The organism is Litchfieldia stipae, from assembly GCF_014837155.1.
Classification (GTDB): Bacteria; Bacillota; Bacilli; order Bacillales; family Bacillaceae_L; genus Litchfieldia.
This window is the reverse complement of sequence record NZ_JACYHA010000018.1, coordinates 1-14,097: the sequence shown is the minus strand read 5'-3', so window position 1 is coordinate 14,097 and position 14,097 is coordinate 1. Positions and strand designations below refer to the sequence as shown.

Below are 14,097 nucleotides of genomic sequence, written 5' to 3'. Positions count from 1 at the left end.
ATTTAGTAGAGTGCTTTCATATTTAACGAAAGATTTTCTTAAAACCTATCCAAATGAATGCCACAATTAGAATAAGTGGCAACACGGCCATTAAAATTTGCAGCACTAAATTCATAGCACCGGCAACAATGAAGTCAATAAAATTAATCCAATCGAAAGAATAGACAAAATAAACTAACGAAATTACAAAAAACAATAGAAAAAGTGATATAAATCGAACTATACCTGCACTCATGATACTGTTAACTGAAGCTATTGTTTTACTGTCAACATTTTCTACGCCTTGCGCAACTAGTGTTCCATAGTTATCACGCATTCCGTAAACACGAACTCGATTGTTATCTGCAACTTTCCCTCTCAGTATTTTTCCGTAAAGGACAACTTCAGTTCCTTTACGGGATTGATCATACACCTGAAATGTATTAACATATCCGTCTTTTACAAAAGGAACCCCTTTGGTTAAAGAATTCATCCATCTTTCAAAGAACTTAAGAGGTAAAATCTCTTCCCGAAAATTATGTACCTGTCCTTCAATAACTTCATGTTTCTTCTTTACTTTCTTTTTCTTCATTTTGTCAATAGTCGCTATTTTAACCTTCTCAGCGGTTGCATTGGTATTTTGGTAGTTTGCAGTATCTTCATATAGTGCGCTGTTTGTATGCTTACTCCCTGTGCTCCCGCTATCTAAAAAATTATCATATATGTCAGAAAAGTCATCCTCAAATTGTGCCTGAGACTTTTTCATTCGTAAAAAGTTCCCGCATTTCGGACACTCACCTGTACTACTTGAATACTCTGCCCCATCATTACAACTTGCACATTCCTTAACCACCTTATCTCCCCTCGTTTCATCTTCTATTTAATGTTTTTATATATAAATTAAGTATGATTCTACTATACTATTAAGAATACTATAGACCTAAAAGTAAGTTAACAATTTTTTTGGTTATATAGTGCCTTTTTCATATATATACCACTTATGGGTAAATTTATTCTTTATTTTTTATTCATTAATATATTACATCTCTATATTGAAATTACAACCTTAATTATCAAATATAAACGAGTAAATTTTTATTGTTGGTTCTACGTCGAATGTTATGGTAGGAGTTTTAGCTCCTACTCCTCTAATCAACTTGAAAATCTATTGATTTAAATTGATGATGTAATAAAATCTTTTATCTTAACCATTCATATCATTTAAACCCAGAGGCATTACGTTTTATTACCTTTGTTTGGTTGTTCAACTCTTTATAAAACCATTTTTAAAATTATAGGCAAAACTATTTAATATCACTCAAATATCACTTAGAGGATATTGGAGCATTATAAAGTTATAAGCGACACAAATAAAATTGTATATTACACAGGGATGCCCTGTTCATTGGATGTGAAAGTACCACCCAAAAAGCATATTACTTGGATGAAGTATTTCTACATTTAAATGAACAGGGCATAAAACTAATGTCTGCCAACTAATAATATGAGTAAATAGACCTTATGAATCTACTCTGTATTTGTAGATCCACGCACAAAAACATGAAAAAAGAAGCTTCCCAAAAGTTTAATCAACTAATGAGAAGCCTCTTTTATTTACATAAGTTAGCATTTTGTTGCTAACCAATCAAAAAAACTTATTATCAAGGGTTCAAGGGGCAGATTACATCATGCCGCCCATTCCACCCATGCCGCCCATGTCAGGCATTCCGCCACCAGCGTTTTCTTCTGGGATGTCAGCTACTACTGCTTCAGTTGTTAATAACATTGCTGATACAGATGCAGCGTTTTGAAGTGCAGAACGAGTAACCTTAGTTGGGTCAACGATTCCAGCTTCGATCATGTTTACCCATACGCCAGTTGCAGCGTTGAAGCCTACACCGATTGCTTCGTTCTTCAAGCGTTCAACAACAACTGATCCTTCAAGACCTGCATTGTGAGCGATTTGACGTACTGGCTCTTCAAGTGCACGAAGTACAATCTTGATTCCAGTTGCCTCGTCACCTTCAGCTTGGATTGAAGCTACTTTGTTGTATACGTTCACTAGGGCAGTACCACCACCAGATACGATACCTTCTTCAACAGCAGCACGAGTTGAGTTAAGTGCATCTTCAATACGAAGCTTACGCTCTTTTAACTCAGTTTCAGTTGCAGCACCAACTTTGATGACTGCTACACCACCAGCTAATTTAGCTAGACGCTCTTGTAATTTTTCTTTATCGAATTCAGAAGTCGTTTCTTCTACTTGTGCACGGATTTGATTTACACGTGATGCGATTGCAGCAGTGTCTCCAGCACCTTCAACGATTGTTGTATTTTCTTTTGTTACAACAATTTTTGAAGCACGACCTAGTTGAGCAATCGTTGCAGATTTAAGGTCAAGTCCTAGATCTTCAGTGATTACTTCTCCACCAGTTAAAGTAGCGATATCTTCAAGCATAGCTTTACGACGGTCACCGAATCCTGGAGCTTTAACAGCTACAGCATTGAATGTTCCACGAAGCTTATTCACAACTAGAGTTGCAAGAGCTTCCCCTTCAACATCTTCAGCAATTAGTAATAGTGGCTTACCTTGTTGTACTACTTGCTCAAGAACAGGAAGAATTTCTTGAATGCTAGTGATTTTCTTATCAGTGATTAACACATATGGATTGTCTAGAACAGCTTCCATTTTGTCTGAATCAGTTACCATGTAAGGAGATGCATATCCACGGTCGAATTGCATACCTTCAACAACTTCTAATTCAGTTGAGAAACCTTTAGACTCTTCGATTGTGATAACACCATCGTTACCAACGCGCTCCATCGCCTCAGCGATTAATTGACCAACTTCTTCGTCAGCAGCAGAAATCGCAGCAACTTGAGCGATTGATTCTTTACCTTCAATTGGCTTAGAAATCGCTTGTAACTCTTCAACAGCAGCAAGAGTAGCTTTTTCAATTCCTTTACGGATACCCATTGGGTTTGCACCAGCGGTTACGTTCTTTAATCCTTCACGGATCATTGCTTGAGCTAATACAGTAGCAGTTGTTGTTCCATCACCCGCTACATCATTTGTTTTGCTTGCAACTTCAGCAACAAGCTTAGCACCCATGTTTTCAAATGCATCTTCTAATTCGATTTCTTTTGCAATTGTTACACCATCATTTGTAATCAATGGAGAACCATATTTTTTCTCAAGAACCACGTTACGTCCTTTTGGTCCAAGAGTTACTTTAACAGCATTTGCAAGAGCGTCTACACCACGAAGCATAGAACGACGAGCTTCTTCACTAAATTTAATTTCTTTTGCCATTTGTCAAGACCTCCTCAAGATTTATGATTATTTTTTCTATGATATGTGCTGTATGTTTAGATAACAGCAAGAATGTCGCTTTCGCGTAAAATTAAGTATTCAGTACCTTCATATTTAACTTCAGTACCAGCGTATTTTGAGAAGATAATACGATCGCCTTCAGACACCTCAAGAGCAACACGCTCACCACTGTCTAATACACGACCTGTACCAACAGCAACAACTTTTCCTTCTTGTGGCTTTTCTTTTGCAGAGTCTGGTAAAACAATACCACTTGCAGTTTTCTCTTCTGATTGAACTAGTTCAATAACAACACGATCACCTAATGGCTTTAACAAGTGAAACAACCTCCTCAAATATCTTTTTTCGTAATTTTTACCTATTTATTAGCACTCATCCTCTTCGAGTGCTAACACAATTATTATATTAATGAATCTCATTTTCTTTTGCAAGTATTTACTATAAAAAAAATTAAAAATTAAGTGTACTAATTATTGAATGAAATATAATAGATGTCATATGTATCTTGAGAGAGCTTATTTAACCCACCCTCCTAGATTATGTCACAACTTCCAAAATATAAACCACGGATTCATCTTTTTTCTATTTTTATTCATTTAATATAAGATTGAATCTCTGAACAGGCGAATTAGTAATTGTTCGATTGATAACTATGGTAAAATACCAGAGTGAGCATGAAATAGAAATAAGAATGACTAACATACATTGCTAGATAAAGGAGCTATTATATTGGAAAAACGATACTGGTATGTCATCCTAACCTATGTACTTATGCAGTTATCCAGTTTAGTTGGGATTCCCTTACTATTATATTTTGAATTGGTGACTGGAGAAAACACACGAGAAGCGATTACAAATGCACAAATCTTATGGATTATCATTAGTTTTATACTCGGACTTGTGATTACGTTAATTCTTTTACGTAAGGACTTAACAGCAAACTACCGATCCATTCAAAGGTCCTCTGTGGGAGAAACCATTGCCTGGTCAATTGGCGGAATCTTTCTTGCGATGCTAGCACAAGGGGTAGCGGCCAATATTGAGGTTCAACTTTTCGGTATTGAAGCAGGCTCTGAAAATACTCAACAAATCATGGAGCTTGTCAGAATGACTCCTCTATTAATTATAGTAGTATCTGTGATCGGTCCTATTTTAGAAGAGATTATCTTTAGAAAAATCATTTTTGGATCACTCTATAAACGATTTAACTTTTTTATCTCTGGTATCGTAAGCTCGGTACTCTTCGCTGTCGTTCACATGGAATTCGAGCATTTATTATTGTATTCTGCCATGGGCTTTACATTTGCCTTCTTATATGTGAAAACAAAGAGGATTATCGTACCGATTTTCGCGCACGTAGCCATGAATACATTAGTTGTTGTGATTCAAACGGTGTTTGCTGATGACATTGAACGAATCATGCGTGAAGCAGAACAGCTACAAGGGTTTGTAGCTTGGTTATTATAACAATTTGGAGGATTTAATCTATGCGTCGTACGTCTCCCTTACTTATGGGAATTATATATTTACTGATGGGATTATTATTTACGTATCTCGCGATTGGAAGTGTAGAGGAAAGCATCTGGAATTTTCCAACGATTATCCTAATCTTATTTGCAACCTTTGATTTCGGTGTCGCCATCCGTATGTTTCTATTACACAAAAAAATCAAAAAGATGATGAACAATAAATCATAATTCTTAGTAGACTGAATACACCTAGACTCCCAAGATAGCAATGGAGTGAGTCGTGTCTTCAGTCTTTTTTTGAATAAAGCACACCACCACCAAAACAAAAAATGCCCACCATCAATAAAGAACAATCTCTTCATCAATGATTGGCATTATTTCTATTTAATACTCTCATTCTCATACATGAGTTCAGCTTGCTTAGCTTTACGATAAGCCCCTCTAGACACGATAATACTGACTTCATATAACCCCAACAATGGGATTGTGACCATTAAATGTGACAACAACTCCGGAGGTGTAATTAATCCCCCAATGACGAGTAAGATAAAATAGGCGAACTTTCTTATCTTTACTAAGAACATCGGTGTTACAATCCCTAATCTCGTTAAGAACATCACCACAACCGGTAACTGAAACAAAAAGCCAAAAGGCAATGTTAACTGCAGTAAAAATTGAAAATACTCATTAATCCCAATGACCTGTTGTATATCCAACCGCACCGCTAGCCGTCCCATAAAGTTTACGACAAACGGAAACAGGATAAAGTAAGAGAAAGACAAGCCGACTAAGAATAAGCCTACAGAAATAGGAATATAGCTTAATGTGACTTTTCTTTCTTTTTCATATAATCCTGGACTAATAAATGCCCACAGTTGAAATAGAATCCATGGAGAAGTAATGACAAACGCAATCACAAAGGCAAATTGCATATAAATCTTAATCGGATCTGTCAGACGAAACGCATTCATCGTTAGTTCCTTTGCTTCATCTGCTTGCTGTAGAAAGACAATTGCAGGCTCTGCTAGAAAAAAGCTTCCAACCATGGCAAAGAAGAAGAAAACGACCACAAAGATCAGTCGTTTTCGGAGTTCTCCTATATGATCATAAATCGACATTTCTTTTTCAGTCATTATGTTTCATCCTAACCTACTACTTTGTCTCTTTCTTTTTTTCTTCTTCATCATCTGCTAACCCTTTAGTTGCATTCTTGAATTCACGAAGGGTATTTCCAGCAGCCTTACCTAGTTCAGGTAATTTCTTTGGACCAAAAATAAGCAGTGCAACAAACACGATCAATAAGAGGCTTCCCATCCCAAGACTTCCCATGTCCATTCACCTCCTTAAAGTAGTTTCACAATTTATCAATAGTAATAATTAATTTAACAAATACGAGCCTAGCTCATTCCTATTTTACCATCAATTTATTCACTTGGATAATGTTTAAGAAAATAAACTAATGATTGAAGCTCAACAGCCAAATCAATATGATGCACTCGAATCGTATCAGGAACATTTAAGCGAGCTGGTGTGAAATTAAGAATCCCAGTGACCCCACAACTCACTAATCGATCTGTAATCGTTTGGGCAACTGATGCTGGAATCGTTAGAATCGCTACCGACACATCCTCAGGTAATTCCTTTTCTAAGTTGTCTAGATGATATACAGGAACCCCACCAATATTTGTTCCAACCTTTGATTCATCTACATCGAAAGAGATTTCGATTTTTGTATTATTATTTTTAGAAAAATTATAATTTAAAAATGCCGTCCCTAAATTACCTACACCAATCAAAGCAACTTTAGTCACTTCATCTTGGTCTAATGTCTTTCGGAAAAATGAGAGGAGATAGTTTACATTGTATCCATAACCTTTTTTCCCTAACGCACCAAAATAAGAAAAATCACGTCTAATTGTTGCCGAATCAACCTTAACTGCGTCACTTAACTCAGCGGATGATACTCTTTGCTTACCTGAAGAGTGCAAGTTCTTCAGGAAACGATAATACAAAGGTAATCTCTTTGCTGTTGCCTGTGGTATTTTGGATTGATTGATATTCAAAGTATTTCCCCCACAATCTTATCTTCTAAATAATTAATTCGCTCTATGATAGTCTCCGTTTTTTCCACCGGTTTTAACCTTGAGAAAAGTCGGACCAATGACCATCCCTTTATCAACGGCTTTACACATATCATATATTGTTAAAGAACATACTGAAGCAGCGGTTAACGCTTCCATTTCAACCCCAGTACTCCCTTTTGTCTTCACTTCTACTTCTATGATTAATTTATAGTCAGCATCACCATCGCTAGTTGTCCAAGAAAACGAAATATCCACTCCACTTAGCGATAATGGATGACACATCGGAATAATATCAGATGTTTTCTTAGCAGCCATAATACCTGCCACTTGGGCAACGGCTAATACATCACCTTTTTTTATTTGTTGGTTAGTAATTTGTTTGTAGATTTGTTCACTAACCGTGATGCTTGATTGTGCAATAGCTGTTCGAACCGTTTCTGTCTTGGCCGAAATATCAACCATTTTAGCTCTACCCTGTTGATTAAAATGAGTAAAATCAGTCATGAATTTTTCTTCACCTCTATTTAAGACTATACACTATTTCTACCGATATGTCTTATGTAGCTCTCCATTAGAGCAATACTTAGTTGCTCACCCTAGACATAATAAGATACACTGATAATAGAAACAAGAGGTGAACTTACAATGATCTTATTACAAGTGAATCAATTACAGAAATATTATGGTGCTGAACTTATTTTATCTAATATAAAACTAGAAGTACAATCTAAAGACCGAATTGCGATTGTTGGCCGAAATGGTGCTGGTAAATCCACTTTATTAAAAATGATTGCTGGACATTTATCCATTGATGGTGGAGATATCATTAAGCCAAAAACAGTGACGATTGATTATCTCGCCCAAAACACCGGACTTGAATCCTCACTAACGATTTGGGATGAGATGCTTACCGTATTTGAACCACTAAGGAAGCTAGAAGTAGAATTAAGACGACTTGAGATTGAAATGGGCGACCCGGCAGCCTACTCTAATGAAGCAGAATATCAAAGACTTCTAACTGATTATGATAAATTGCAAATCGAGTATAAGGAGCGCGGGGGATATCAATATGAAGCAGATATCCGCTCAATTCTCCATGGCTTTCATTTCTCCGACTTTGATTATTCTACGAAAATTTCTACCTTAAGTGGTGGACAGAAGACTCGCCTAGCTCTTTGTAAGCTATTATTAACAAAGCCTGATCTTCTTATTTTGGACGAGCCTACTAACCATTTAGATATTAGCACACTGAGTTGGCTTGAACAGTATCTGCAAGGATATCCAGGAGCCATCTTGATCGTATCCCATGACCGTTATTTCCTTGATAAAGTTGTCACTCAAGTTTATGAACTCTCTCGAACGACAGCAATGAAGTATACAGGGAACTACAGTCATTATTTGAAGCAAAAGGCTGAGAATTATGTATTAGAATTAAAGAAATTTGAAAAGCAGCAAGAAGAAGTGGAGAAGCTAAAGGATTTTGTTGCAAGGAATTTAGCAAGAGCTTCCACCACTAAACGTGCACAAAGTAGACGAAAACAACTTGACCGGATGGAGCTATTAACTAGACCATCAGGTGATGAGAAATCAGCCTCATTTCATTTTGATATCGAAAGACAAAGTGGTAATGACGTTCTAAAAGCTAATGATATCGCAGTGTCCTATAAGAATAGTGAGGAACCTATTATTCAAAATATCCAATTTGCGATTACCCGTGGTGAAAGTGTTGCTCTAGTTGGCCCAAATGGGATTGGAAAATCAACATTATTAAAAGCCATTACAAAAACCCTGGAACCTCTTAAAGGAGAATTTCATTTTGGTTCTCATGTAACCATAGGCTATTATGACCAAGAACAAGCGAATTTGAAATCTAACAAACGCGTCTTAAATGAGCTTTGGGATGAATACCCACTTAAACCTGAGAAAGAAATCAGAACAGTCCTAGGGAACTTCTTATTCTCTGGAGATGATGTCTTAAAGATTGTCTCTACCTTAAGTGGTGGAGAAAAAGCAAGACTTGCTCTTGCAAAACTCATGCTTCAGCAGGCTAATCTACTCATACTTGATGAACCAACAAACCATCTTGATCTTGATAGCAAGGAAGTATTGGAGAATGCCTTAATTGATTACCCTGGAACCATTCTTTTCGTATCCCATGACCGCTACTTCATTAATCGACTTGCTACAAAAGTCTTTGAGCTATCTAAAGAAGGGCTAAAGGAATATTTAGGTGACTATGATTACTATGTAGAGAAAAAGCTCGAAATGGAAGAACTTAAGCGTTTAGCTGAAACTGAAATGGCTAGTAGACAAAAGGCTGGTCAATCTCTTGATAAATCAAGTTATGCACATGATAAAGAAGCCAAGAAGCTCGAAAGACAGCGAAAACGGAGAATTGAAGAAATTGAGCTTGAAATTTCTAGTATTGAAGAAAAGCTTGAAGAGAACGAACAATTACTTTGCGACCCTGACATCTATCAAGATCACCAGAAAGTTCAAGAGATTAATACAGAAAATCAAAACTACTCATCTAGATTAGAAGCTCTAATGGAAGAGTGGGAACAACTTCATGAAATCAGTGGATAAGTTAGTTATCCACTGATTTTTTTACTCACAAAATAATTTACAGATGATGTTATTCACAAATTTTGAGTTATCAACCAACTTATACACAATATCCACAGTCAAGACGATATTTATCCACATTTCTATAACTTTATAACCATCAAGCACTTCTAAGGTTCTATAAAGTTATCCACAATTAGGTGTATAATTACATAGTACTTATTCACAGTTTATCCATATTAAAACATCTGTAACTAAAAATCAAAAAAAGGATACAAAAGTAAGTGCATGGCACTACTTTTGTATCCTCTTAACTATTTTCCAAATCAAGTCCAGGGTTGCCATTCAAACGATAATTAGATCTTTTTCCTTTTTCAAACATAATACTCCCGACTGCTGCAATCATTGCTGCATTATCTGTACAAAGCGATAATGGAGGTATTACTAATTCAACCTCAGAGTCTGAATAGTTTTCCTCAAGCTTCTTGCGAAGTCCTTTATTAGCGGCAACACCACCAGCTAATAGTAACTGCTTCACCTTAAATTCCTCAGTAGCTCGTCTTGTTTTCGTCACAAGGACATCAATGACACTTTCTTGAAAGCTTGCTGCCAAGTCTTTTGGCTCTATCTTCTCTCCACGTTGTTCAGCATTATGAAGCGTATTAATCACAGCAGACTTTAAGCCACTGAAGCTGAAGTCATATGAACCATCCTCTAGCCAAGCTCTTGGTAATTTAATTGTTGCCTCTCCCTCATGAGCAAGTCGATCAATATGTGGTCCACCTGGATAAGGTAACTGCAGAGATCTCGCAACCTTATCATATGCTTCTCCAACAGCATCATCACGTGTTTCACCAATTACCTTATATTCTCCATGCTCTTCCATCAATACAAGCTCTGTGTGGCCTCCTGAAACGACAAGAGATAAGAGTGGAAACTTAAATTCTGTTAAAATTCGATTTGCATAAATATGTCCTGCGATATGATGCACACCTATTAGAGGGATATTATGAGCAAAGCTTAGTGCCTTAGCAGCATTGACACCAATTAAAAGCGCACCTACCAGCCCTGGTCCTTCCGTGACAGCAATCGCATCAATTTCCTTGAAGGACACTCCAGCTTGGTTTAGTGCCTCTTCTATTACAATCGTGATTTCCTCTAGATGATGCCTAGAAGCAATCTCAGGGACTACTCCACCGAATCGCTTATGACTTTCTATTTGTGAGGCAACAACATTGCTAAGGATTTCTCTTCCATTCTTAATAATAGCAACGGCTGTTTCATCACAGCTCGTTTCTATCCCCATAATGATTTGATCATCAGTTTTCATATAAATTCACCCACATCACAATTGCGTCTTCTTGGTTATCTGTATAGTAATTCTTTCTAATTCCTCCAGCAACAAACCCATGCTTTCGATAGAGTGATTGTGCAACATGGTTGGATACTCTTACTTCAAGTGTCATTCGAGTTGCCCCTAAGCTCATCGCACTCATCTTCACCTTTACCATAAGTGCCTCTCCAAGCTTTCTACCTCGGTACTCAGGCAAAATTGCAATATTAGTAATATGAGCCTCGTCAACAATTATCCACATTCCACAATAACCAATCACTTTGTCCTGTTCTAGCATCACAATATAATGAGCAAAATGATTATTCATAAGCTCGTTATAAAAGGCCTCTCTACTCCAAGGTGTAGCAAATGAAGCATTCTCTATTAAAAGGACATCATCAATATCTTCTACTGTCATTAATCTAAATGTAACTGTAGCTTCCATTCTATCACCTTCAAGACTGCTTATTTGCAGCAAGCCAGTTTGCTTCTGCCTCAGCAAGTCGAATATAATTTGGTACAAACGTATGAACATCTTCTTCCTTCTTCGTCATCCCTAAAAACGCTAATTCACTAGGTCTAGGATTGGAGCTAGTCACTTGTGCAAAGAAAGCAAGATCGCCTAATTGCTCTTGAATGACGTCTTTATGTAAATGAAGATCATTGCCGATAAACAATATTTTCTGATGATTCTGCTTCAAAAAATCTAGCCATTCAGTCAGCTGAATAATTTGATCATCCTTATGTAGAACAAGCTTGTCTTCAGTATAAGAATAGAGACCAGTATACACTTGACCTCTTCTTGCATCAAATATCGGTGAAATCATTCCATCAAAGTATCGTCCATTTGCAGCCAAACCTTCTAAACTAGACACCCCAACTAGAGGAATCTTCAATGTCCATGCCAAAGTTTTAGCAATTGTTACACCAATTCTTACCCCAGTATAAGATCCTGGCCCTTTGGCAACAACGATCTTAGTAAGTTCGCTTGGCTTTACGTCACATTCAAGCATTAACTGCTCAATGGCAGGCATTACCCTGACTGAATGGTTCTTTTTAAGATTTGTTATATATTCACCAATCACCTTGTCTTCTTCTACTAGAGCGATCCCTAAGACTAGATTTGATGTATCAATTGATAAAACTTTCATTAGATAAATAGCTCCTTACATAATTGGATATACCTTTGCCCTATTGGTTCTAAGACGATCTGACGCTCTGATTCTCCGTTATATAGAATACGAATGGATAAGCGTTCATCGGGTAATTGCTCCTGAATAAGAGTCGCCCATTCAACGACCGTGACTCCATCCCCTTCAAAATACTCATCAAAGCCTAAATCCTCTTCACTATCAGCTAATCGATAGACATCCATATGATATAAAGGCAGACGACCATGGTATTCTTTTATAATCGTAAAGGTTGGACTGTTGACATTTCTAGTAATTCCAAGACCCTTAGCCAACCCTTTTGTAAATGTTGTTTTACCCGCCCCTAGATCTCCTTCAAGGGTGATTACATCTTGAGCCTGTAGCAACTCCCCAAGACGAACAGCAAAGGCTGTCGTTTCATCTGAAGAATGGGACATTAATTTGAATTGTTCCATTAAATCACCTTGTTTACTTTTTAAAATGATTATACCCTTTTTTCTCTAAAGTGATAAGCGAACCCTCTTGCTTTAATACCACTCCTGGATTTCCATCTGATACCGTACCTATTTTCGATAAAGTGGTTTGTCCATTCTGTTGCAAAATCTCCCAGTCAGCTTGTGACATGGTACCTATTAATTCAAAATCCTCGCCACCAAATAGTGCCTTGTCAATCGCATGTTCCACTTGGCAATTGGTTAATTCTTTACTAAGTGGAATGAGCTCAGCCTCAAGGGTAATCATTACTTGACTAGCTTCAGCAAGTTCATTGGCTTCACTAGCTAAACCGTCACTTATATCATTTAATGATACACGTTCCATCTTTGAAAGCATTCTACCCACTTCAATTCTTGGATTAGGATATTGATGCCTATGAATAAGATAGCTCTCCTCTTCATTAAAGCCTCCGTTTCTCCCTCTCTCAAGAAGTAACTCTAATCCCGCACTTGAATCACCAATGGTACCCGTAACAAACACAACATCTCCAGCCTTCGCATGACTTCTAAGTAGCTGCCTTCCTTTTTCAGTCTCTCCTATAACAGTAACCGTAATCATTAAAGAATTTTTTGATGAAACTGTGTCGCCACCAATGAGATCCATTCGATATGTAGTGGCTATCTCACTCATCCCATTATATATTTCAAGTAGCTCCTGTTCACTCCAGTTACTTGGAATCGCAATCGATACTAAATAATAGAGCGGAGTTCCACCCATCGCAGCAACATCACTAATATTAACAGCTAACGCTTTATATCCAATTTGATAGGGTGACATAGTTTGGTTAGTAAAATGTATTTCTTCTACTAACGTATCTGTACAGATGATTTGTGATTGACTTGGAGATGGTATATATACAGCAGCATCATCACCAATACCTGTTACAAGTGTATCTTGATGATGGATGGTAGAGGGACGAATCCGATTTATAAAAGAAAATTCATCTTGTATTGACATAGTTACGACACCTTCTAAGATTTAGTATTCATTAGTCTCTAGTGTACATGATTTTACTACGCACATCAAAACTTCTAAAAAAGGGCATAAAAAAAACGAAACATCGTTTCGTTTGCGTTAATATGTATATGGCGGTCCCGACCGGGATCGAACCGGCGATCTCCTGCGTGACAGGCAGGCATGTTAACCGCTACACCACGGGACCAACGTTTTGGTTTATTTGTAAGTTATAATAAAAATTGGTTGCGGGGACAGGATTTGAACCTGCGACCTTCGGGTTATGAGCCCGACGAGCTACCAGACTGCTCCACCCCGCGATAATAAAAATTATAGATTTTTAGATACTCCACCTAAATTTAGTGACTGTCCTGATCTCAGAAAGCTTACGCTAGAAGCAACTCGATCAGTACAACTCGCAGGTTATTCTTGAAGTAACGCTCGTTGCTCCACCCCGCGATAATAAAAATTATAGATTTTAGGTACTCCACCTAAATTTAGTGACTGTCCTGATCTCAGAAAGCTTACGCTAGAAGCAGCTCGATCAGTACAACTCGCAGGTTATTCTTGAAGTAACGCTCGTTGCTCCACCCCGCGATAATAAAAATTATAGATTTTTAGATACTCCACCTAAATTTAGTGACTGTCCTGATCTCAGAAAGCTTACGCTAGAAGCAGCTCGATCAGTACAACTCGCAGGTTATTCTTGAAGTAACGCTCGTTGCTCCACCCC

The 14,097-nt window shown here is 37.3% G+C and carries 15 protein-coding genes and 2 tRNA genes; 3 read left to right on the top strand and 14 right to left on the bottom strand.

The features are described 5' to 3' along the window. Positions 1-22 precede the first annotated feature (22 nt). The 3 genes from F7888_RS17425 to groES all read right to left on the bottom strand — a co-directional run bounded on the left by F7888_RS17425 (position 23) and on the right by groES (position 3,630). Positions 23-832 carry a hypothetical protein gene (locus tag F7888_RS17425; protein ID WP_191781681.1) on the bottom strand — a complete coding sequence of 270 codons (810 nt, stop codon included), beginning with the start codon at positions 830-832 and terminating at the stop codon, positions 23-25. Positions 833-1,660: 828 nt separating this feature from the next. Then, on the bottom strand, positions 1,661-3,292 hold the full coding sequence (gene groL, locus F7888_RS17420) for a chaperonin GroEL (RefSeq protein ID WP_191781678.1): 1,632 nt from the start codon (positions 3,290-3,292) through the stop codon (positions 1,661-1,663). A 56-nt stretch (positions 3,293-3,348) separates the two neighbouring features. Then, positions 3,349-3,630 carry a co-chaperone GroES gene (gene groES, locus F7888_RS17415; RefSeq protein WP_191781677.1) on the bottom strand — a complete coding sequence of 94 codons (282 nt, stop codon included), beginning with the start codon at positions 3,628-3,630 and terminating at the stop codon, positions 3,349-3,351. 412 nt (positions 3,631-4,042) lie between these two features. Here groES and F7888_RS17410 point away from each other — a divergent pair, with 412 nt between their 5' ends. Further along, positions 4,043-4,780 carry a CPBP family intramembrane glutamic endopeptidase gene (locus F7888_RS17410; protein WP_191781675.1) on the top strand — a complete coding sequence of 246 codons (738 nt, stop codon included), beginning with the start codon at positions 4,043-4,045 and terminating at the stop codon, positions 4,778-4,780. 20 nt (positions 4,781-4,800) lie between these two features. Beyond that, positions 4,801-5,010, top strand: a complete 210-nt coding sequence (locus tag F7888_RS17405) for a YdiK family protein (RefSeq protein WP_191781673.1) — start codon at positions 4,801-4,803, stop codon at positions 5,008-5,010. A gap of 152 nt (positions 5,011-5,162) precedes the next feature. Here the strand turns inward: F7888_RS17405 and tatC are convergent, their stop codons facing one another. The 4 genes from tatC to moaC form a co-directional block, all read right to left on the bottom strand. Continuing rightward, positions 5,163-5,915: a twin-arginine translocase subunit TatC gene (tatC, locus tag F7888_RS17400; RefSeq protein WP_191781671.1), complete on the bottom strand. Its 753-nt coding sequence runs from the start codon at positions 5,913-5,915 to the stop codon at positions 5,163-5,165. Positions 5,916-5,934: 19 nt separating this feature from the next. Then, a complete protein-coding gene (locus F7888_RS17395; protein ID WP_191781669.1) occupies positions 5,935-6,111 on the bottom strand; it encodes a twin-arginine translocase TatA/TatE family subunit in 177 nt (58 codons plus the stop codon). A 95-nt stretch (positions 6,112-6,206) separates the two neighbouring features. Then, on the bottom strand, positions 6,207-6,845 hold the full coding sequence (locus F7888_RS17390; RefSeq protein ID WP_191781667.1) for a redox-sensing transcriptional repressor Rex: 639 nt from the start codon (positions 6,843-6,845) through the stop codon (positions 6,207-6,209). A 33-nt stretch (positions 6,846-6,878) separates the two neighbouring features. Next, positions 6,879-7,370, bottom strand: coding sequence for a cyclic pyranopterin monophosphate synthase MoaC (gene moaC, locus F7888_RS17385; RefSeq protein ID WP_191781665.1), 492 nt, complete (start codon positions 7,368-7,370; stop codon positions 6,879-6,881). Between the two features lie 141 nt (positions 7,371-7,511). Between moaC and F7888_RS17380 the strand changes: the two genes are divergently transcribed. Next, entirely contained in the window at positions 7,512-9,452 is a 1,941-nt protein-coding gene (locus tag F7888_RS17380; protein WP_191781663.1) for an ABC-F family ATP-binding cassette domain-containing protein, read from the top strand. Positions 9,453-9,741: 289 nt separating this feature from the next. On the opposite strand, the gene tsaD is transcribed toward F7888_RS17380, so the two are convergent. From tsaD to F7888_RS17345, 7 genes are all read right to left on the bottom strand, one after another. Then, entirely contained in the window at positions 9,742-10,761 is a 1,020-nt protein-coding gene (tsaD, locus tag F7888_RS17375) for a tRNA (adenosine(37)-N6)-threonylcarbamoyltransferase complex transferase subunit TsaD (RefSeq protein ID WP_191781661.1), read from the bottom strand. Further along, entirely contained in the window at positions 10,751-11,209 is a 459-nt protein-coding gene (gene rimI, locus F7888_RS17370; RefSeq protein ID WP_191781659.1) for a ribosomal protein S18-alanine N-acetyltransferase, read from the bottom strand. Before rimI ends, tsaD begins: the two co-directional genes overlap by 11 nt. A 10-nt stretch (positions 11,210-11,219) precedes the next feature. Then, positions 11,220-11,915, bottom strand: a complete 696-nt coding sequence (gene tsaB / locus F7888_RS17365; RefSeq protein ID WP_191781657.1) for a tRNA (adenosine(37)-N6)-threonylcarbamoyltransferase complex dimerization subunit type 1 TsaB — start codon at positions 11,913-11,915, stop codon at positions 11,220-11,222. After that, entirely contained in the window at positions 11,915-12,370 is a 456-nt protein-coding gene (tsaE, locus tag F7888_RS17360) for a tRNA (adenosine(37)-N6)-threonylcarbamoyltransferase complex ATPase subunit type 1 TsaE (RefSeq protein ID WP_191781655.1), read from the bottom strand. Before tsaE ends, tsaB begins: the two co-directional genes overlap by 1 nt. 13 nt (positions 12,371-12,383) lie before the next feature. Continuing rightward, a complete protein-coding gene (thiL, locus tag F7888_RS17355; RefSeq protein ID WP_191781652.1) occupies positions 12,384-13,367 on the bottom strand; it encodes a thiamine-phosphate kinase in 984 nt (327 codons plus the stop codon). Between the two features lie 129 nt (positions 13,368-13,496). After that, positions 13,497-13,572: transfer RNA gene (locus tag F7888_RS17350), tRNA-Asp, on the bottom strand. Positions 13,573-13,607: 35 nt separating this feature from the next. Next, positions 13,608-13,684, bottom strand: a tRNA-Met gene (locus F7888_RS17345). Between the last annotated feature and the right edge of the window lie 413 nt (positions 13,685-14,097).

What these genes read in the sequence shown, in the direction of transcription:
- groL (WP_191781678.1), bottom strand. Translation starts at nt 3,292, where the DNA reads ATGGCAAAAGAAATTAAATTTAGTGAAGAAGCTCGTCGTTCTATGCTT.
- tsaE (WP_191781655.1), bottom strand. Translation starts at nt 12,370, where the DNA reads ATGGAACAATTCAAATTAATGTCCCATTCTTCAGATGAAACGACAGCC.
- F7888_RS17380 (WP_191781663.1), top strand. Translation starts at nt 7,512, where the DNA reads ATGATCTTATTACAAGTGAATCAATTACAGAAATATTATGGTGCTGAA.
- tsaB (WP_191781657.1), bottom strand. Translation starts at nt 11,915, where the DNA reads ATGAAAGTTTTATCAATTGATACATCAAATCTAGTCTTAGGGATCGCT.
- F7888_RS17395 (WP_191781669.1), bottom strand. Translation starts at nt 6,111, where the DNA reads ATGGGAAGTCTTGGGATGGGAAGCCTCTTATTGATCGTGTTTGTTGCA.
- tatC (WP_191781671.1), bottom strand. Translation starts at nt 5,915, where the DNA reads ATGACTGAAAAAGAAATGTCGATTTATGATCATATAGGAGAACTCCGA.
- thiL (WP_191781652.1), bottom strand. Translation starts at nt 13,367, where the DNA reads ATGTCAATACAAGATGAATTTTCTTTTATAAATCGGATTCGTCCCTCT.
- rimI (WP_191781659.1), bottom strand. Translation starts at nt 11,209, where the DNA reads ATGGAAGCTACAGTTACATTTAGATTAATGACAGTAGAAGATATTGAT.
- F7888_RS17405 (WP_191781673.1), top strand. Translation starts at nt 4,801, where the DNA reads ATGCGTCGTACGTCTCCCTTACTTATGGGAATTATATATTTACTGATG.
- moaC (WP_191781665.1), bottom strand. Translation starts at nt 7,370, where the DNA reads ATGACTGATTTTACTCATTTTAATCAACAGGGTAGAGCTAAAATGGTT.
- tsaD (WP_191781661.1), bottom strand. Translation starts at nt 10,761, where the DNA reads ATGAAAACTGATGATCAAATCATTATGGGGATAGAAACGAGCTGTGAT.